This window comes from Neobacillus sp. NPDC093182, from assembly GCF_044754045.1.
Window position 1 is genome coordinate 114,261 of sequence record NZ_JBIVOI010000010.1, and the last position, 19,618, is coordinate 133,878.

General features: G+C 38.6%; 22 protein-coding genes and 1 pseudogene. 2 read left to right on the plus strand and 21 right to left on the minus strand.

Annotated elements, in window-relative coordinates; all coding sequences use genetic code 11:
• Positions 1–54 precede the first annotated feature (54 nt).
• The 12 genes from ACIQAA_RS18625 to ACIQAA_RS18680 all read right to left on the minus strand — a co-directional run bounded on the left by ACIQAA_RS18625 (position 55) and on the right by ACIQAA_RS18680 (position 12,265).
• Positions 55–666 (minus strand): GNAT family N-acetyltransferase, encoded by a 612-nt coding sequence (locus ACIQAA_RS18625; RefSeq protein ID WP_402622221.1) that lies wholly within the window; start codon positions 664–666, stop codon positions 55–57.
• Positions 667–772: 106 nt separating this feature from the next.
• Positions 773–1,873: a Gfo/Idh/MocA family protein gene (locus ACIQAA_RS18630; RefSeq protein ID WP_402622223.1), complete on the minus strand. Its 1,101-nt coding sequence runs from the start codon at positions 1,871–1,873 to the stop codon at positions 773–775.
• Positions 1,874–1,891: 18 nt separating this feature from the next.
• On the minus strand, positions 1,892–2,875 hold the full coding sequence (locus tag ACIQAA_RS18635; RefSeq protein ID WP_402622225.1) for a Gfo/Idh/MocA family protein: 984 nt from the start codon (positions 2,873–2,875) through the stop codon (positions 1,892–1,894).
• Positions 2,876–2,898: 23 nt separating this feature from the next.
• Entirely contained in the window at positions 2,899–4,008 is a 1,110-nt protein-coding gene (locus ACIQAA_RS18640) for a Gfo/Idh/MocA family protein (RefSeq protein ID WP_402622226.1), read from the minus strand.
• 20 nt (positions 4,009–4,028) lie between these two features.
• A complete protein-coding gene (locus ACIQAA_RS18645) occupies positions 4,029–4,907 on the minus strand; it encodes a sugar phosphate isomerase/epimerase family protein (protein ID WP_402622228.1) in 879 nt (292 codons plus the stop codon).
• A gap of 42 nt (positions 4,908–4,949) precedes the next feature.
• On the minus strand, positions 4,950–5,783 hold the full coding sequence (locus ACIQAA_RS18650; protein WP_402622230.1) for a carbohydrate ABC transporter permease: 834 nt from the start codon (positions 5,781–5,783) through the stop codon (positions 4,950–4,952).
• Between the two features lie 13 nt (positions 5,784–5,796).
• A complete protein-coding gene (locus tag ACIQAA_RS18655) occupies positions 5,797–6,702 on the minus strand; it encodes a carbohydrate ABC transporter permease (RefSeq protein WP_402622450.1) in 906 nt (301 codons plus the stop codon).
• Between the two features lie 159 nt (positions 6,703–6,861).
• Entirely contained in the window at positions 6,862–8,163 is a 1,302-nt protein-coding gene (locus ACIQAA_RS18660) for an ABC transporter substrate-binding protein (protein ID WP_402622232.1), read from the minus strand.
• Between the two features lie 275 nt (positions 8,164–8,438).
• On the minus strand, positions 8,439–9,581 hold the full coding sequence (locus ACIQAA_RS18665) for a GntR family transcriptional regulator (protein WP_402622233.1): 1,143 nt from the start codon (positions 9,579–9,581) through the stop codon (positions 8,439–8,441).
• A 286-nt stretch (positions 9,582–9,867) separates the two neighbouring features.
• Entirely contained in the window at positions 9,868–10,980 is a 1,113-nt protein-coding gene (locus tag ACIQAA_RS18670; protein WP_402622235.1) for a sensor histidine kinase, read from the minus strand.
• Positions 10,970–11,656: a response regulator transcription factor gene (locus ACIQAA_RS18675; protein WP_402622236.1), complete on the minus strand. Its 687-nt coding sequence runs from the start codon at positions 11,654–11,656 to the stop codon at positions 10,970–10,972. Before ACIQAA_RS18675 ends, ACIQAA_RS18670 begins: the two co-directional genes overlap by 11 nt.
• 45 nt (positions 11,657–11,701) lie before the next feature.
• On the minus strand, positions 11,702–12,265 hold the full coding sequence (locus ACIQAA_RS18680; RefSeq protein WP_402622238.1) for a VanZ family protein: 564 nt from the start codon (positions 12,263–12,265) through the stop codon (positions 11,702–11,704).
• Positions 12,266–12,610: 345 nt separating this feature from the next.
• Between ACIQAA_RS18680 and ACIQAA_RS18685 the strand changes: the two genes are divergently transcribed.
• Positions 12,611–12,766 carry a hypothetical protein gene (locus tag ACIQAA_RS18685; protein WP_402622470.1) on the plus strand — a complete coding sequence of 52 codons (156 nt, stop codon included), beginning with the start codon at positions 12,611–12,613 and terminating at the stop codon, positions 12,764–12,766.
• Positions 12,720–12,830, plus strand: a complete 111-nt coding sequence (locus tag ACIQAA_RS18690; RefSeq protein WP_402622451.1) for a hypothetical protein — start codon at positions 12,720–12,722, stop codon at positions 12,828–12,830. Before ACIQAA_RS18685 ends, ACIQAA_RS18690 begins: the two co-directional genes overlap by 47 nt.
• A 141-nt stretch (positions 12,831–12,971) precedes the next feature.
• Here ACIQAA_RS18690 and ACIQAA_RS18695 read toward each other — a convergent pair whose 3' ends face one another.
• From ACIQAA_RS18695 to ACIQAA_RS18735, 9 genes and pseudogenes are all read right to left on the minus strand, one after another.
• Positions 12,972–13,208, minus strand: a complete 237-nt coding sequence (locus ACIQAA_RS18695; RefSeq protein WP_402622240.1) for a tautomerase family protein — start codon at positions 13,206–13,208, stop codon at positions 12,972–12,974.
• Positions 13,209–13,262: 54 nt separating this feature from the next.
• Complete coding sequence (locus ACIQAA_RS18700; RefSeq protein ID WP_402622242.1) at positions 13,263–14,000, minus strand: SDR family NAD(P)-dependent oxidoreductase; 738 nt, start codon at positions 13,998–14,000, stop codon at positions 13,263–13,265.
• Positions 14,001–14,265: 265 nt separating this feature from the next.
• A complete protein-coding gene (locus tag ACIQAA_RS18705; protein ID WP_402622243.1) occupies positions 14,266–14,805 on the minus strand; it encodes an NAD(P)H-dependent oxidoreductase in 540 nt (179 codons plus the stop codon).
• A gap of 70 nt (positions 14,806–14,875) precedes the next feature.
• Positions 14,876–15,199: an NIPSNAP family protein gene (locus ACIQAA_RS18710; RefSeq protein ID WP_402622245.1), complete on the minus strand. Its 324-nt coding sequence runs from the start codon at positions 15,197–15,199 to the stop codon at positions 14,876–14,878.
• A 410-nt stretch (positions 15,200–15,609) separates the two neighbouring features.
• Positions 15,610–16,179, minus strand: coding sequence for a TetR/AcrR family transcriptional regulator (locus tag ACIQAA_RS18715; RefSeq protein WP_402622247.1), 570 nt, complete (start codon positions 16,177–16,179; stop codon positions 15,610–15,612).
• A 58-nt stretch (positions 16,180–16,237) separates the two neighbouring features.
• Positions 16,238–16,409: pseudogene (locus ACIQAA_RS18720) on the minus strand (mannose-6-phosphate isomerase); the annotation flags it as partial.
• Between the two features lie 66 nt (positions 16,410–16,475).
• Positions 16,476–17,654, minus strand: coding sequence for an MFS transporter (locus tag ACIQAA_RS18725; protein ID WP_402622453.1), 1,179 nt, complete (start codon positions 17,652–17,654; stop codon positions 16,476–16,478).
• Between the two features lie 117 nt (positions 17,655–17,771).
• On the minus strand, positions 17,772–18,350 hold the full coding sequence (locus tag ACIQAA_RS18730; protein WP_402622249.1) for a TetR/AcrR family transcriptional regulator: 579 nt from the start codon (positions 18,348–18,350) through the stop codon (positions 17,772–17,774).
• A 142-nt stretch (positions 18,351–18,492) separates the two neighbouring features.
• A complete protein-coding gene (locus ACIQAA_RS18735) occupies positions 18,493–19,611 on the minus strand; it encodes a GerAB/ArcD/ProY family transporter (protein ID WP_402622250.1) in 1,119 nt (372 codons plus the stop codon).
• Between the last annotated feature and the right edge of the window lie 7 nt (positions 19,612–19,618).

A 19,618-nucleotide genomic window follows, 5' to 3' on the forward strand; every position in this document is an offset into this window, starting at 1 on the left:
TTAACAAATTTTTACAATAACATTTTATCGAATAAATAAATCATTCGCAGTTTCTTATCTTCTTAAACTATCATGCTCCGTTTGCTGAAGTGTTTTTAGATATAAGACCTTTTTTAAAAGTGGAATGGCTTGCTCATAATCATTTTTGTATTGTGCAAAACTTTCTTTTCTCACTATTTCGAAACCAGCCTTTAAATATATTCCGATTGCTTTATAACTCCAAGTCTGTGTATGTAAGAATATATCTTTATCACCCTCAATAAGTAGTAATCTATTTAAACACTCAGAAACCAAAGCCTTTCCAAGACCTAAACTTTGGTATTCTTTTTTCACTGCGAACCAGTGTACGGAAAGATCTCGTCTTTCACCTGTTATATTCCACCATCCGGTTATTGTACCAACTTCATTCCCCTCTGCATTCCGAATGAAAAGTAATCTGCTTTTTAATTCATCTATAAAAGGTAAGTACTCATTTTGAAAGTAATGTAGAGCTTCATCTTTATTTGAAAACTCATCAACAGAAGTTTCGATTTCAGCCCACTGTTGTTCATTTCCTTCTGTAAACCAAACGAACGAATAACCATCTGGCAATATAAAATGAGGAATTGGTATCCCTGCGGGTCTTTTCATAATCACATTGAAATAGGGGATGGATTTATCTAACAAAATGGTCTCACCTCTCATAATGGCTTTCTTTTTGCTGGATAACATCTATAAAGAAAAAAGCGATTTCATTCTATTGAATAGAATAAAACCACCTTTCGTTTTTCCTTTATGATACATTTAAACTAAATTCAGGAATATCAATTTTGACTTCAGTACCCTGTTCTGCCGAACGTAATATCCCATCAATGATTGCTTGATTAATCACAATTTGTTCACCAGGAATTGGAGCGGGATTACCATTCTGAATCGCCACAACAAAGTCGCGTACCTTTTCATAAAAAATATTTAACTGATGATTTTGAACAGGAATAGCAGATTCTACATGGTGCCCTTTTATATCATGGAATAAGCTGATTGAGCCGATCCCCCCATCCCACACACCGCTCCATGATCCGCTACCCGCTGGGGTCAATTTCAAACCAGCATCTGTTCCAAGAAAGAGAGTTGGCCCCAAAGAGTCCATATGCATGGCCCATGAAATCTTAAAGTTTAAAACAATACCGCCTTCTAAACGGATCATCGCCACACCAAAATCCTCTACCTCGAATTTATCCGCTTCCTTGTGGTATAGCGGATTTGTACCGAAATGATTAGACGTATAGGCGGATACGGTTAAGGGCTTAGGATAGCCCAGTGAATTTAAAGCTAGGTCTAATGAATAACAACCGATATCCGCCATCGCACCCGCACCTGCTAATTCTTTATTGATAAAGGTGCCTTCTGGCATTCCCCGCCGGCGTCCGCCGCCTGTTTGAACATAGTAGACATTCCCTAATTGACCCGATTGAACAATTTCTTTAACTGCTTTCATATTCGGATCATATCTTGGTTGAAATCCGACTGTCAGGATTTTATCTGCCTTTTTGGATGCTTCCACCATGTCAATCGCCTGTCCTAAGGTAACGGCCATCGGCTTTTCCACTAACACATGTTTGCCTGCATTAAGAGAATCCACGCTTGTGTGATGATGGGCAACATTTGGAGTACAAATACTGACACCATCAATATCCATATGTAAAAGCTCGAGATGGTCATCAAAGGCTTTTACCTCTTTTAATTCAAGCTGTTCAATAAATTGCCTCGCCTTGCCTGGAATCACATCGGCAACAGCTACGATCCTTACATCCGGCATTTGCTTATAGGCTCTTGCATGGGCAGCAGCAATTCCGCCGCTGCCGATAATTCCGATATTGACCATTTTTGACATCTATTTTTCCTCCATCTTTTATTTTTGGTGATTTACTGGAGTAATAGGCTGGTAGCCTGCTGCTTTATAAATTCTTTCGGTAAGTGCCACAACCTCTTTAGCGAATTCCCCTGGCACCTTGACTTCGTGAACACCTAAGATAGCATTGATAAAACTCTTATCTGAATTGGTGATTTGCAGAGGAAGTTCAGGAACAATCTCCTCTTTTCCTAATGGGCGCAGAACAATCTTGCCATTGTCATAAAAAATCGCTCCAGTTTCTCCGCAGAAAACATAGGTTTCATGCCAGCAAGGGGCATTCCCAATAATGTTTAGTCCTGCCACTACATTATTTTCAAAGCGTATCGTTGAAAAGGAATCCTGCTCCACAGGCGTGTGATGTTGTTCTAATTTGGTTTCCACTTCAAGCGGCTTTAAGCCTGTCGTCCATAAAAGTACGTCAACAATATGACTCCCTGAATCCATCAGCATTCCCCCGCCGGATAGCGAAGGATTTTGCCGCCAGGTACCTGTGGTCAAGTGTTTCCAATCCTGATAAAGAGAAGCAGTGATGGAAGTAAGTTTTCCGATCTTCCCACTCGAAATTGCTTCCCGTATATAAAGAAACGCTGGTTCAAAATGCCTTTGATAGGAAACTTGAAGAACCTTATTAGCCCTTTTTGCCAAATCAATGATATGCTCTGCTTCCTCTAATGAACAAGCCATCGGTTTTTCAATTAACACATGACAGCCATGATGAATCGATTCCACCACCTGTTGATAATGCAGGGTATGCGGCGAACAAATAACAACTGCATCCATCGGAACCGTTTCCAGCATCTCTTGATGATGGTCAAACTCAGAAATCTGCTCAAGGTTGAATTTATCAATCAATCTTCTGCGTTGATCCGGATTTGGGTCTGCCACAGCAATAATCTGCGCACTTTTTATTTCCTTCAATTGTTTGACATGCCAATGAGATATACCGCCAGTTCCAATGATACCTAATCTAACACTTTCCACCTCGTTCACCTCGCTGAATCCATTCATTTATTTGCAACTAAAGAAGATTTCTCTTCAAAGTAAACGGCTTTTCCTGTTTTAGCAGATTCATAGATTGCTTCCAAGATTTGCGTGACCACATATGCTTGTTCCGGCTTTACTACAGGCTCGGTGTCATGGAGGATATTATCAATCCAAAGCCTTGCCTCTAGATCAGCATCTGATTCTGACTTTCCATCATAAAAGGCTACTCCCCCAGCGCCAAGCTCAATATTGGTTGTATAAAGCTTACCGAAGCTTTCCCCGTTTATTCTAAGTCCATCCTTCATATCTGCTCCGCCCTCTGTTCCGCTCAGTGAGCATTTTGCCTCATCCTCATCCAGCGAGTTTAAAGCCCAGCTTGCTTCCAACACGATGGTAGCGCCATTTTCCATCGTAATAAATCCGAAAGCAGAATCCTCAACAGTAAATTTTTCAGGGTCCCATGGTCCCCATGCATTGGCCGCATTTTTCTTTTGGCTTAATTTATGATACGTGTTCCCCATAACCGATTTCGGTTTATAGTTATCCATCATCCATAACGTTAAATCGAGGGCATGGGTGCCAATATCAATTAACGGGCCTCCGCCTTGTTTTTCTTCATCTAAAAATACACCCCATGTCGGTACGGCACGGCGGCGGATCGCATGCGCCTTGGCAAAATAAATCTCCCCTAAATCACCGCGTTCACAGAGTTGATGTAAATGCTGGCTATCGGGCCGGAAGCGATTGTTATATCCGATTGTCAGTTTTTTACCTGAGCGTTTTGCCGCCTCCACCATCTTTCGCGCTTCAGCAGCCGTCTTCGCCATTGGCTTTTCACACATCACATGCTTTCCTGAATCCAGTGCAGCCACAGATATTTCCGCATGAGAATCATTTGGTGTAAGGACATGGACCACATCAATCGCTTCATCTTGAAGCAACTCTCGATAATCCTCATACACCTTTGCACCGGGAACACCATATTTTGCTACCGCTTTTTCAGCTCTTTCAAAGAGTACGTCGCAAAAAGCCACTAATTCCACATGCTTGAGCTTCGATAAGCTAGGCATATGTTTTCCATTTGCGATACCGCCACAACCAACAATCGCCACTTTCACAGTTTTTGTCATCTTTATTTCCTCCTAAATGGTTATTTAAAATAAATCGCCAGATGTTCTTTTGCTTTGATAATTCCTTGCTGTTCCTTCTCTAAAGAACCCCAATAGCGGTGATCTTCTAGTTCTATGCTGATTGGACCCTGATAACCGACCTTTTCTAAACGAACGGCTACCTTTGCCCAGTCCACATCTCCTTGTCCAGGAATGGTGTATCTCCATGGCCCTTCTGAAAAATCATAGTTTGCTCCAAAGGTGGCCTCAATGTTACCGCATTCATATTGTTCATCATGTAAAATTTCTGTGTCTTTACCATGGCAGTAATTGATTCTGTCACCAAATTCACTCAATACTCTTAAATGATCAATCCCTAGCCTTACTAAGTGGGAAGGATCATAATTGATCCCGAAATGTTTAGAAGAAATAACGTTGAACATCGCTCTTAGCATTTCGGGTGTGCACCCTAACGTTGGATAATAGGGAGCAGGCCCCGGCCACCCTTCTAAGGCAATAAAAATGTTTTCTTGTTCAGCGTGCTTTACGACGGAAGGAAAGGTTTCTTTCCAAATTTTAAATGCTTTCTTTCTCGGCATTGTAATATCATCCGGAACCAGACACATAAACATGACTTTTCCGCCAAGCTCAGAAATTTCTGTCATTTGAGTTTTTAGCGCCGACACTGCTTCTGCACGACTTTTCTCATCTTCGCTTAACAGCTTTGTTCTGCCAACGGCACCTACACCATCAATCGATCCGACTTCGAGCCCCGCATTTTCTAATACAGCTTTCACTTCTTGGTTATAAACAGGAACATCGACGACATCCAAGCCAATACTAGCGGCGAATTTTGCCACAGACTCCATTCCTTCTGCACCAATTTTAGGTGATATTCTCATCCCTATTTTTTTATTCATATCAACAACCTCCTACTAGTTTAAATAAATATTAATAGATTCCTATTTAATTCCACTGAAAGTAATTCCTTTAATAAATGTTTTTTGTAAAAAGAAGAATAGGATAATCACTGGAAGTGTCATCATGGTAGATACAGCCATCATCAGTCCCCATTCAGAACCTTTCTGGCTTTGGAATTGCTGCAAACCTAGAGATAAAGTGTATTGAACGGAATCCGTTAAATAGAGTAATGGTCCGATAAAGTCTGTCCAACTAGCCATAAATTGAAATAGTCCTACGGCCAATACCGCTGGTTTTGCTAGCGGAAGCATGATTTGCCAATAGATTCTGAATTCGCTGGCACCATCTATTTTCGCAGCCTCTCGTAAACTATCAGGTAAGCCCATAAAAAATTGCCTTAACAGGAAGATGTAAAAAGGGATTCCGAAAAAGGCCGGGAGGATTAATGGATAGGGCGTACCCACCATCCCTAATTTTTCAAACAATAAAAATAATGGTATCATAGTCACTTGCCCTGGGATCATCATGACACCAATAGTAATGATAAAAAGGATATTCCTCCCAGGCCACTTCAGTTTCGCGAAGCTATAAGCAACAATTGGACACGATAAAACAGCCCCAACGGTACTGAATACGGTAATAATGATGGTGTTTTTTAAATAAGTAAAAAACGGGATATAATTCATAGCATCAATATAATTGCTCCACTTCACTGGCTTTGGAATCCATTCAGGCGGAAAAGTAAATACTTGTGTCAATGGTTTTAATGATGTTGATACCATCCAGATAAATGGAATCATAAAGAAAAATGATGCGACAATGAGGACAATATGAGCTGAAAAACGCGATACTTTCTTTTTCCTTGCTCCTTCCATTTTTTCTCCCCCCTTATTTGCCTTGATAGTGAACCCAGCGCTTGGATGTGATAAATACAAAGGCAGTTAATGCCATAACAATGACAAATAACACCCATGCCATGGCAGAGGCATAGCCCATTTTGAAGAATTTGAAGCCGTTATCGTATAAATACATCACATAAAAGGTTAATGAATTGGCTGGTGTCCCTTTGCCTTGTGTCAATGTGTAAGGTAATGTGAATTGCTGGAACGCACCAATAATTCCCATAACCAAATTGAAAAAGATAACCGGTGTTAATAGAGGCAGAGTAATATGAAAAGTTTTTTGAATCCAGTTCGCTCCATCTACTTCCGCGGCATCATAATAATCTTCCGGAATATCTCCCAGACCGGCTAAATAGATGACCACAGCCTGGCCGATACCCCACAATGACATGAGGATTAATGAAGGCTTTGACCAAGTCTCACTTCCAAGCCATGATGGCCCTTCAATACCAATCGTGCTTAAAATCCCGTTTACTAGTCCAAACCCTGGATTTAACAGCCACATCCATAAAACCGCCAGCGCTACATGCGGGACAAGAGTTGGCAGAAAGAAAATAGTTCGATATACGGCCATCCCTTTCACCTTCATGTTGAGCATCATGGCCAGTGCCACACCAAAGATGATTCCTAATGGTACATAAAACACCGCAAAGTAAACGGTATTATAAACGGATTTCCAAAATAATTCATCATTCATTAATTCTTTATAATTCTGCAAACCAATGAATTCACCTGGCTGAAGAATACTATAGGAAGTAAAGCTGAAATAAATAGATGAAAACAAGGGAATCGCGTAAAAAACGAGTAAACCTATAATCCAAGGTGATGCAAATAATAAACCGTATTTGTATTGCCCCCAATTAGCCAGCCTTTTCTCAGCAGCGATGTTCATTATATTATTAGACTCTGTTTTAGGAGAGTTCATTTCTTCAGCTAGTGGCGTGTTACCTTTCACTTTAATCACTGCTCCTGTCCGAATATTTCTTTTCCGGGAGGAGAAAAAACTCCTCCCTTTCTTATCCAGTTCCTGAACTCGGCAACAAGTGTTCCATTATTTACTTAGTTCTTTATTTACTTTTTCATTCACTTTAGTTAATAGCTCTTCTGGTGTTCCATTTCCACGTGTTGCATTTTCAACTGCGCTTGCCAGTTCGTTCCAATATAAAGATCCTTGTGTCATAACCGGTCTGTGGTGAGAAACAGGTAAAATGTTAACAAATTCTTTTAAGATCGGGTCCTCTTTATATCCCAGTTCTTCATTGACGGAATCGATGACCGAGAAGTCTCTCGCAATTCCACTAAAAATCTTTTGACCTTCTTCCCCGCCAAAGAACTTCATAAATTCCCAGGCAGCATCTTTATTCTTGGCACCCTTAGGGATTACAACTGACCATCCGCCTGACCATGTTGTATGATTTTCTCCTGTTGGAGTTGGCATAGGAAATACCCCATATTTCAAATCCGGTTTGAATTTCTTAATGGCGGAAACCTCCCATGGGCCGCTTACCTTCATGCTTAGTTGGCCGGTTAAAAATGGGTCCATTGCACCCTGGCCTTGTGAATCGGTAAAACCAGCGATATCCTCGACATTATATTTTTTTGCATAATCTGTAATCCATTGAAGAGCCTCCACAACCTTTGGATCAGTTGCAGTTGCTTTATTTGTTTCAGGATTAAAGAATTCTCCGCCGAACGACCAACCCCAACCATAAAACCAGCCTTGGCCAAACCATGGAATAAAGCCAATACGTTCAAAGCGCTTTCCTTTTTTCTTGGTTAATTTTTCTGCAGCAGCTTCTAATTCTGCAATTGTTTTCGGTGGGTTTTCAGGATCTAATCCAACCTCTTTAAAATGATCGATATTAAAATACACGAGCCTTGAATCCGTAGTGGTAGGGATTCCGTATAGTTTTCCTTCGTAATTAGCCTCATCCCATGCAAAAGGATAGTAGGTATCCTTTGTAACCCCGCTTGATTCAGCTAATTGTGTCAAATCCTCCAAGGATCCTTGTGCTGCCCAAGATCCAATCTCGAAACGGTCGAAGTATGCAACATCAGGAGGATTTCCTCCAGAGATAGCCGTCATTAATTTTTCATTTTGCCCTTCACCTTGATTTGCAGTATAGACACCATTGATTTTGATATCAGGATTTTGTTTCTCAAATTCCTTAATAACTGCGTCAACCGCTTCACCTGTAACATCTGTCATCGGATGCCAAAATGTCACTGTTGTTTGATTTTTGTTTCCTTTCCCTGAAGAACTAGATTTCGAGGAACATCCAGTAAGAATCATTGATAAAGTTAGAACGAATATTAATGCTAATGCCCCGATTCTTTTTTTCTTTTGTTTCATCTTCATCCCCCTGCCTTTTTTTCGAATTTTTTTATATGCCTTTTTATGTACGTTCACAGATGCACCATTAATAAAGCGCTTTCAATGCTTGCTGTAAAAAATCGTTAAGATGATATAACAACTATTACTTGTTATTATTAATGGTATATTGATAGATTACCAACTCCTTTTATGTATGTCAACATTCTTTTTTGAATATTCTTTCATTTTATTCTTTTCGTTAAAAAACCCATTAGAACAAAAAAAACAATCCTTATCAATGGATTGTTTTGGTTCTATAATGATTGAATTGGAGCTGTTGACTTTCCCTCTACCAAGGTAAAATCAATGAGCGTATGCTTAGGGATTTTCTCGCCGTTTAGTTGCTTTATTAGTAAATAGACGGCCTTCTTACCCATTTCTTCCTCATGTTGATTAATATGAGTAAAAAGAGCTTGATCAAAACGGTCTTCTGGGCAGTCAAAACAGACAATGGAATAATCTTCAGGAATTTTTTTTCCCAGCTTATTTAACACATTTCGAAGTGTAAGAGCCAAATAGTATTCACTCACAATAAAGGCCGTGACTTCCGGGTTGTTTTCAATAAAATGTTTGATCGATTGAAAGTCTGCTTCCATCGTTTCCGGGTGATCCTCATAGTTTTGCGGTAAGGAACTGATCAGGTCAATCAGTAAAAAATCAGGATTCAGTTTCAAACCTTGCTTTGAATATGCAATATGAAACCCTTGGAGTCGCTCCTCTAATGTTGAAGTCCCAATCGGAGACGGAGACAGGAAGGCAATGTCCTTATGTCCTAAATTAAATAAATAATTTGTTAAGGTTTCACAGGCAGATTGATTATTTGTACATACTGAACTAGCGGGAATTCCCCTCAAGTACCGGTCCACCACCACAATTGGAAAATCGTTTAAGACTAGTTTTAATATTTCTGTATTGTAATGTTCGCCGTGGACGGGAAAGATGATAAGACCATCCACTCCACTCTTTACAAGATCTATGATCGCACTTGCCTCTTCTTCAGTCTTCCCTCCTGTACGCCGGATAATCAAGTTGCATTTATGCTGCATACACATTTTTTCAATCGTTTTTACCAGAGTTAGCCCAAAGGCATTATCAAAGTCAGGTATGATGAGGGCAATCAATTTACTATTTGTAATCATGGAACTTTGCATCTCATTAGAAGTCCACTCGTTATTTTCTACCTGCTGATGGGCAACAAATGAGCCTTTTCCTCTTATCCGCTCAATGATGTTATTGTGCGCAAGCAAGTCTAACGCTTTTTTTGATGTAATTCTGCTTACATCGAATTCTGCAGCCAACTCCTTTTCTGAAGGAACTCGATCTCCCTCCAACAATTGTCCTTGCTTTATTTGATCGATGATATATTCATATATTTTTTCATATAAGGGAGTATTCATTCGCTATTTCACCTTTTAAAGTTGATATATTTATTATATACAAATATATCATCTTAAAGCCATCAAAACAACTAAAATAGTTATTTATTACTAGTTAGAATGTTCTGTTTTTCCTATTGAGAATTCAAAAGTAATTGTTTTCCACTTCCCGCAGCTCTTTGCTTATATTTTTTACAAAAATACTCATAAAAAGAAAACACTTAACCCATTTATATACCACGGGTTGCAGTGTTTTTTCTTATTACTTTAGTACTAGGTAGCTGCCATCGGGGATTGATCATTCGTTTCAACCTTTCACTTTTAATAAGGTAATGATAAAAGTGGTTTTCCCAGTAGAACTTTCTGCCTTAATCGTGCCATCATGCAATTCAACGATACTTTTGGCAATGGCGAGTCCTAACCCGGCACCACCCGTATATTCAGAGCGTGATTTTTCCACTCGGTAAAACCGATCAAAAATATGTGGAAGGTCCACACTTGGTATTGGTTTACCATAATTACTGATGGCAATTTCTATTGTTTCCTCTCGTTCCATTATACTAATATCTAAATATTTCCCTTCTTTTCCATACCGGATGGCATTTTGAATCAGGTTTTCAAATACTCTGGCCAGTTTATTACCATCACCAATAATAATTGGATGTTGGATGGTTGTGAATTGTCTTAATTGCATTCCAGCTTCTTGTAGCTGGATCCGATATTGAACCGCTAATTGGTTGACCATTTCTTCTATATTAATCGGGTCTTTCATCAGGATTTCTTTATTTTGAACATACGTATATTCAAATAAATCATTGATTAAATGATGTAATCTCTCAGCTTTTGATTGAACAATTTGGGTGTAATACCGCAGTTCGATCTCATCTCGATAATTATCATTATTGATAAGGTTTAAGTACCCAATAATGGACGTCAGGGGTGACCTAAGGTCATGGGCAACATTCGTTACTAAATCATTCTTAATTTCCTTTGCCCTTCTTTCTTCCTCAATCGCCTTTTGGGCTTGAATGATTATAGCATTAATACTTTCAGCTAATAGTCCTAATTCGGCATCATCTATTTTTATTACCTTTTTATCAAAATTAGCTTTTGCGATTAACTGAACTTCCTCTGACAGTTTATAAATTCTATATGCTGTATATCGTTGTTTCTCATATTGATAAAATAAAAAAAGGTAAGCACAAAAAATAGTACAATAGAAAAGAATAATGATTAATGGCCCAAAATAAGACAAAATGTTAAGAATCTGCGAAAAAAATCGAGACTGCTCTGCGTAATACTCTAAAGAAGGAATAACAATAAAAGCGGTAATCATTGTTAGTATTGCGGATAGAAAGAGATAAAAATAAATTTTCTTATTAGGAATAAACTTTACGACATCAAGGAAATTATTTCTCAACTTTGTAGCCAACCCCCCAGACCGTCTGAATAATTGATTCTCCTGGCAAAACTGCTTCGATTTTATCCCGCAAGTTGCTTATATGAACCATAACCGTTTTATTCGACCCTGCTCCAGGCTCATTCCATATCTTTTCAAAAATCTCTTCTGAACCAAAAACTCTCCCGCGATTCTTGGCTAGTAAATATAAAATATCGAATTCAATCGCAGTTAATTTTATTTCTCTTCCGTTTGCCGTTACTTTATGGCTATGTTTGTCAATTTCGAGTGAAGCAATTTGAATTCGGTCATTCTCCATTGCAGGCTGCTGATAACTGGCTCTTCTGAGTAATGCCTTCACTCTTGCCGTTAATTCCAACGGGTTGAAAGGTTTACTCATATAATCATCGGCACCTGACATCAAACCAATAATTTTATCCATATCTTGTACTTTTGCGCTCACCATGAGAATAGGTACCTGATTCACTTTGCGAACTTGTTTACAAAATTCTAAACCATCCATTTTTGGCATCATAATATCTAAAACAATCAGATCCACTTGAGTCTTTTCCAAAAAATAAAGTGCTTGAACTCCATCTTGTGCTTTATAGATGGTATAGCCTTCATTATGAAGGTACACCTCAATCAATTCCGCAATTTCTTTATCATCATCGACAACTAGTATTGACTTACTCAAAATACATCCCCCTAAACCAAAGCATAAATCCCCTGGATAGGGGATTCACACAGATTTTGCTAATGAAAATTTAGAAACCAAAACCTTGAATAATCTTATTTTTACCAATTTCATTATTATTAAAAATCCAACTGCAGCACCAAGTGTATTGGCAATAAGGTCATTAATATCTGCGGTTCTGCCGCTTCCCAATGTGACTTCGAATGTTAACTGTAATACTTCAATTGATAAGCTTAGGAAGAAACCGTACTTTGCCGCTTTTTTTGCTGAGACTACCTTACTGTTTAGTAACGGTAAATATACACCAAAAGGTATCAACATAATGACGTTTAATACAAAACTTGGAATGTCAATTGTTAAGATAGGAATAAAATTTATTTCTTGCAAAATCACTTGCCACAATGGTTGAGTCGATTTATTTACTCCTAACCAAACCTCTATCGGAAAGAATACTAAATGAATCACTGCTAAAAGGTATATAGCAAATGTTATTAATAGAAAATATTGTCCCGCACGATAGTTCTTTTTTCTAGTTCCAATGAAAAGAGATAGTAAAAATAGAATGTAGGCTGGAAGCAAAATATACCATGAATCTATTGTAAAAAACATTTAATTTCTCCTCCTAATTTTAAAAGTAGTTGGTGACGCTGTTCTTTGAGCTTAAGCGTTGACTTCAGTATAGTTGCTAATTTTAAAGATTTTTTAAAGAGAGAGTAAAGGTTCTCTAAATTTTATAAATCATAAACACAATTCACTTCATTAATAGTAGTTTCCCGCTTAATGAGCTGCCTCGATTTCAAACTAAACCAGTTTTTTTAAAACTTTCCCTATCCTTAATTCTATCTTTAAAAAATCTTTAACCCTTCCAACTAAAATGACAAAACATCCTCAAAAACAGGATGTTAAACAGGTATATGACAGCTAACAATCTATATAAAAGATGGAGGAATATAAATGAAAACAATTATTGAGACACGAAATACACGAAAGTATATGGAAAAAAGACAGCAGCACGCATTCTGCTTGAAATGGGCTGTCCTTTTCTATGAAAGAAGGAGAGTTTATTGGAATTATGGGCACATCGGGTTCCGGAAAAACCAGTTTGCATAGTATTAACGTACAACGTTTCAACCGCTTTCTCCTTCACTGTTCATCACCCTTTATGTCATTATGAAAATGCCATTGGAAGCGCTTTAAATTTACTGCTGTCAAAATGGATTGCGGTGTGATTAACTTGACAGCGCAGGCGAGCCTGCCGGAGAAGCTAGGCAGAACCTTCTGCTCTTGCATCCCCGGCAATCCTGCCATGATCACATTACTTCTTCTTATCGGCAAGCTGCTGGCGGTACTCCAACACTGGCAGTCCGCCCCAACCCCAACTCTCGGTATCCACCTCTTCGATAACGACGAAAGTAGAGTCTAAGGGCTTGTTCAACACCTTGAATAGAAGCTCGCTGGCCCCTTTAATGAGTGCCGCTTTTTCTTCCGCCGTAACAGACTGACGATCTGGTGTTGTGCCCTCACGGGTCACTTGAATCGTAACGATTGGCACGAATATTCTCCCCCATTCCGTTTGGTTATGTTTTGTATCTGCTGCTGCATTTGCTTAGTGACCAGCATTCTGTCCACCATCAACATGAAGGATCTCACCAGTTACGAAGTTGGCTGAATCCAGATATAAGACTGCTTCGACGATTTCATGCTCCTCACCCATGCGTCCCATAGGATGCAGTTTAGCTAGATCATCGTGTGATTCAACAGGGTGCATTGGTGTTTTTATTACCCCCGGTGAGACTGCATTCACGCGAATACCTCTAGAAGCATACTCAATTGCTAATGATTTCGTCGCCGAGTTCAGACCGCCCTTCGTCAAGGAGGCGAGTACGGAAGGAACGTCAACGGACGGTTGGTCAACCAGACTTGTCGTGATGTTAATGACGTGTCCCGTTCCTTGTTTCAGCATCTCAGCTACCGCGCATTGGGTAACGTGGAAGAAGCCGACGACATTCGTGGATAAATACGTTGCAAAGTCCTCTTCTGAATACTCCGTAAATGGCTTAGACATGAAGATTCCCGCATTATTAATTAATGTATCGATGCGTCCAAAGTGAGCCAAACCTTCGTCGATTAAGCGTTGCGCTATCTTAGGATCTGCAATATCACCGGAAACAAACCGCACTTGATTTCCTGTAGGATCGATTTCTTTTGCAGTCTCAGCCAACGCTTGTTCACGACGTCCATTGAGAACTACATTCGCTCCTCGATTCACCATCTCAATCGCCATAGCTTTCCCAAGACCGCTGCTTCCGCCAGTTATTATTACTACTTTTCCTTGAATACCCATGTGTTATTTCTCCTTGTATTTTATAATTTATGGAAAATAAATTGGCGTAATGAATCGCCTGCATGTATGATCTAATTAAGTGATAGCTTATATTATTGTTCTAAACCGTTTTTCACCGATTTAGCAACCGATACGGTTCGTTTTGCTTGATGTTCAGCAGCAGCACGCACGCCTTCCTTCATCGCTCCATCTTGACAGCTCTTTGTTACCATTCGACACTAGGGGCAACTCGTATCCATATAAACATCAAAGATCAAGTCTTTCATTAAACATTCACCACTTCCTTTACAGTTTTAATATGATGAATGTAATCGATTCTACTTTGTGCCAATCGCTCATCGGAAAGGTTAGAAGCATCGTTCAGTGTAAAGTGAGGCAGATAAGAAGCACTGATAAAATGAGCAGTCGCTTCAATCGGACGCAATATTTCTTGCAGTGTAAAACGATTGGACCCAGTTGCTTGATACGATTCTTCAGAACCATATGTCGAAACCGCTACGCCAATTTCCTTACCTGCTGTTTTCCTGCCATCTGGCCCATAAGCCCAACCGTATTGTAATACGGAATCGAACCATTTTTTTAGTAATGCAGGTGTGCTGTACCAAATGAGTGGAAATTGGAAAATAATCCGATCATGTGCCTCAATCAACTGCTGCTCTTTAGAAACATCGATATTTTCATCTGGGTAAGCCTTATATAACTCATGAATTGTAACATCACTTTGCTTTTGCAATTCCTCCATCCATGCTTTATTCACGTGGGATTCGTCGATGTTCGGGTGACTCACAATTACTAATGTTTTCATTTTATTTGCTCCATTTCATAGTTATTTTTTAAATTCTTTTCTAATTTAAGGACAGGTTTTCAGCATGATTTCATTTATTCTCGAAAAATGATACGTTTTTCATAAATATACTTTCTTGTTTGTTCACTAATGGTCCATCAAGTTCTGTAATTCTTTTTAATTCAATCCATTCAGGATCGTTGCGGAAACGATCATAGTTGAGGTTACGCATTTTCATATTGGCATGCTCGACAACATAATAAAGACGGTTATTTGCCTCATCAATCTCTTCCCAAAATAGCGTCACTTTCAAATCATGCTTCATAAATAAGTCGATAACATAATCTTTGAACCTATCTTGTATTGCCCGCATCTTGCCAGGATTCACATGATATACTCGCAGCTCATACAACATCACTTCACCTCTTCCATTTAGTAAAATGGTTCCTCACTATTTTTGACCTATTAATAGGTAGATTTTATTTTTGAAAGAATATCCGCCTTTTTTTTGGTTAAAGCGGATATTAATGCTTCAGCAATCCTGTCCAATCTGCTTAAATTCCGAAAACTTCTTGTAATTAATTGCGCACCTTGTAGCGAAGCAAGAAAATGGTGGGCTTGCACGCACCTTCAAAGTTTAGACACCCCTTATCATTGCTGTGTTTAATTTTCTTGCATTACCCGGTCAAAAACTTTCATAAAATCATCGGGAGAATGCGAACTTCACCCCGATCACTCCCTTCTTCATATTTATTTTTCCAACAAAAGGTTTTTATCTACCTACTAAAAGGTAGAATTATATTAAAAAAATATCCGCCTTCTTTTTTAAGTTAAAGCGGATATTAATCCTTCAGCTATCAAATCAAATCTATTTAAATCCCGAAAGCTTCTTGCTAGTAATTGCGCACCTTGAAGCGAAGCAAGGAATTGATGGGCTTGCACATCCGCGGCACCTTCAAACTTTAGATGCCCTTCACGCCGCCCCTGATCCAACACACGTTCCAACCATTCTAAATTGGCGGTGAATAACTGAGCTATCCCTTCTCGTGTTTGACCTGATAAAGTAGCCAGGTCAGTTGAAAGCATGACCCCCATGCAAGTACAATAATTTTGAACAGGGCCACCGTAAAGCATAATAAATTTGCGTAGTTTTTCCAAATTGTTCTGTGTCTCAGTATCGATTTGAGCGATTGCAGAAATAAAATTTTTGTGATACCGTTCAATCAGCGCTTCTCCCAGATCCTCCTTATTCGGGAAATAGTAATGAATACTTGCAGTACGTATCCCAACTTTTTTTGCAATGTGTGCATAGCTGAATCCGTTAAACCCAAACTCCTGCACGATCGACTGAGCAGTATCCAAAATAGTTTCTGCTGTATTCTTATTTTTGTTCATGGTGTCATTCTATCTTTTAATAGATAGTTTGTCAACATAGGTATTGACTCCCGCTCGTTACTACAGGAGCAACCCCTGCTTCTTGATGTGGAACAGTAGTGTCATCAATGGCTTTTTCTAAAATGCAGATCGCGCAGATTCCCATTCGTATCTCTACGGTCATAATCATACACCCGGTAGGTTGTGTCAGAGCTTTGCTGGGTTTCTAATACAAGTGTGCCCTCACATACGTATAGGGAATCTCTCGCAAACCATCAAAGTTTAATAGAAAGTTTGTATTCATTTGTTTATTTGTATTAGGTTGTTACTAAGCTGTTTGTTTTAGAATAGGAACGTTTAAATTTCACAGAATAGATCAACACATAAATAATGATAAGTGAGGCAAATACATTTAGTACAATTAACGAAAAGTTCAAACTAAAAAATTGAGTCAATATTCCGACCCCCAGAATTGGAACAATAAATCCGGAGTAGCCGCATAAATAAAAAGCCGTAATAACTCGTGGGCGTTCTTCTGGTTTCGGTAACTGACCGGCTAACCTTAGAGTAACTTGAAACATCCATCCACCGCCAACAGCTTGAAAGAATACGCCGGTCCAGAGCAACATTAAACTCGCTGTCTGACCAGAAATAACAATGACCCAAGATCCTATAACAAGGAATAGTAATCCTAAACGGATCCGTGTAACCGGATTACTTGCCCAAGGAACGAACTGAGCCAAGGCCCCTCCACCCAGAAGCAACAAAATTAACAAACCAGGGACAGAGAGGTTGGAAGTATGAATAACATTTTTAGCAAATGAAGGCACAAGGGATAACACAATTCCTTGTAGTGTGAAACCAATAAATATCGGCAGCCCGATAAACGACCAAAAATGGGAGCGAATATTTCTCGGAACACCAATTGAAATCTTAGTCTTAGCTGGTTTCTGCCCAGGAAGGTGATCATGTTTTGGCAGGGTTTCCAGAATGACTAATGCGCTAATTAACATGAAAAGGAGAACCCAATATGGTAAACGAAGCGGATGCCAATGTAGATATTGTATAACTAAACCTGCAATAGCTGGCCCAAGGCCAAAACCGATCAGTACCGAAACTCCTGATAACTTGATTGCTGTGCTCATTTTATTAGGAGAAGTTACTTTTATTAAAAAGGCAACAGCCGTACCCGTAAAAGCTCCGTATGCGATACCTTCCAATATCCTTGCTATATAGAGCATCCAGACATTAAAACTCCCCAGAAAAATTAAGGTCGATGTGATGGAAATCAATACACTGATGCGAAGCACCCTTTTCAATCCCCAGGCGCTGCCTTTAGCTCCTACGATAAGCAATGTCGGCACCAGGATAGCAGCATAGACGGCAAACAAGATAGTAATTTGTAGACTGCTTAGCCCATAATGCTCACTGTATAAAGGAAATAAAGAAGAAATAAACGTAGCTCCACACGACATCATAAGAACAACCCATAACATTCTTTTCAATACGTCCCCTACTTTCACGAATTTTTTTAAATCTACTAAATGTACTAGTATATGAATCTTACAAAAAAGGACCAAAAGGTCTTTTTTTATCTAAAAAAAATTAAAAAATTAGAATAGCATGGCTTTTATCTGCATGATAACCATGTCTAAATATCGTTTATCCTTATACAATCTGCTGAGTGCCAATGCACCTTCCAGAGAAGAAAGAATTAACACCGCCATTTGTTCAGAATCAACATGTTTATCAATTTCATTTTGACTCTTTCCAGTCTCAATAATGCCTTTGATAATATTTATTAAGCCAGCAAAGCCTTCTTTAATGGAATCTTCGATCAAAATATTTGAATCATCAGCTTCAATGGCAGCATTCATTAAAGGGCATCCACCTACTATGATTTCATTGTTCCACAACGTTATAACCATAGCAGTAAAAGCCTGAAATTGCTCGCTTGCGGTCTCCTTGGAGTTAATCGCATGCAAATAATTTTCCTTTAGTGTCATTAACGAGTAGGAAAACGAAGCTTTGGCTAAATCATCCTTACTATCAAAGTGATAAAAGATCCCTCCCTTTTTTAATCCGGTGGCCTTCATTATTTCAGCAATAGAAGTGGATTTATAACCGATTGTGTTAAATAAAGACGATGATTGCTCAATAATAAATTTTTTCGTTCGTTCCCCTTTATTCACTTTTGCAAGCCTCCTTTATTAAAAAAGACCAATTGTTCTTTTTTTATTTAAAACCATAATAGGGTTTATGTCAAGAGATGAACTCATAATAATCCTAGTCCATTTTTTGTTCTTCGTTTAGATCAAACTACGAATCAACGTTTTATTGTTTCCCTTTAATTTTAACCATATGTTTTTTCTTAAAAAAATTAATGATGAGTATCAAAATAAATAGTAAAGGGATGTAGCCATAAAGCAGGATTCCTCCTGTAACAGATAACAGAAAGTCGAGCTTCTCTATCATTTTTTGGCCCTTTAAAGGAATTAAACATATAAACACAATCGTACTTGTAATCCATAATGACGGTCTAGCTTTAAGACCGAATGTTTTTCTTAATATTCGTATCCCTGCCCATAAAGGGACACAACAACGGGCTACGATGATTAAGAACCAATTATATACATAGATGGAATCAAATCTTTCGAGGAACGGAAGTTGAATGATTTTGGACAGTATTAGGGTTGGCCAAATCGTATGCTCTAACTGTTGAATATTAAAGTAGGAAAAAGATACTAAAGTTATAAATAAATATAAAATCGTGGTATGTACATTACTAATTTGGGCCCACTTTTGTGATTTTTCGTTATTTTTTATAAAAGGGTAGAGTAAAAGCAAAAATTCTACTCCACTGAATAACGTCAACGAATGGAAGGCGGATTCGGCATAATCATTAAATTGATGATTAAAAAGCGGGAGGAAATTAGTCCAATGCGCATATTTTAAAGGAACAGAGAGCGATAAAAGTAATAAGGAAGGAATAACGATACAAAAAAAGCAAACACCAGCCACCACTCTAAGTCCACCGGAAACAAGATAAATACAAATCATTAAAATCATAAGCGAAAATATCCAAATCTTTGTATTTGGAAAAACCCAAACATGTAAAACTTCTACATACAAACGAATTTCAGTTATGAGAAATAAGAGTATATAGCCATAAAAACCAAGAGTCAGACATTTGCCCAACCATTTTCCAAACAACTGTTGGTGTAAGGAGATAATATCCCCTTCATTCGCATTTTTCAGCACAAAAAACATAATCCAAGTAATAAAATGCATACTTATTCCTACTAATAATAGAGAGACCCACGAATCCTGTTCTGCTCCGGTAATGATATATCTTTGAAAACTTAGCATAGCAATCCCCACTTGTGTGCCATGAAGTAGAAACCAAAGAAGATATGGAGATAATGTTAAACTTTCTTTTACATGATTTCCCATTCATTAC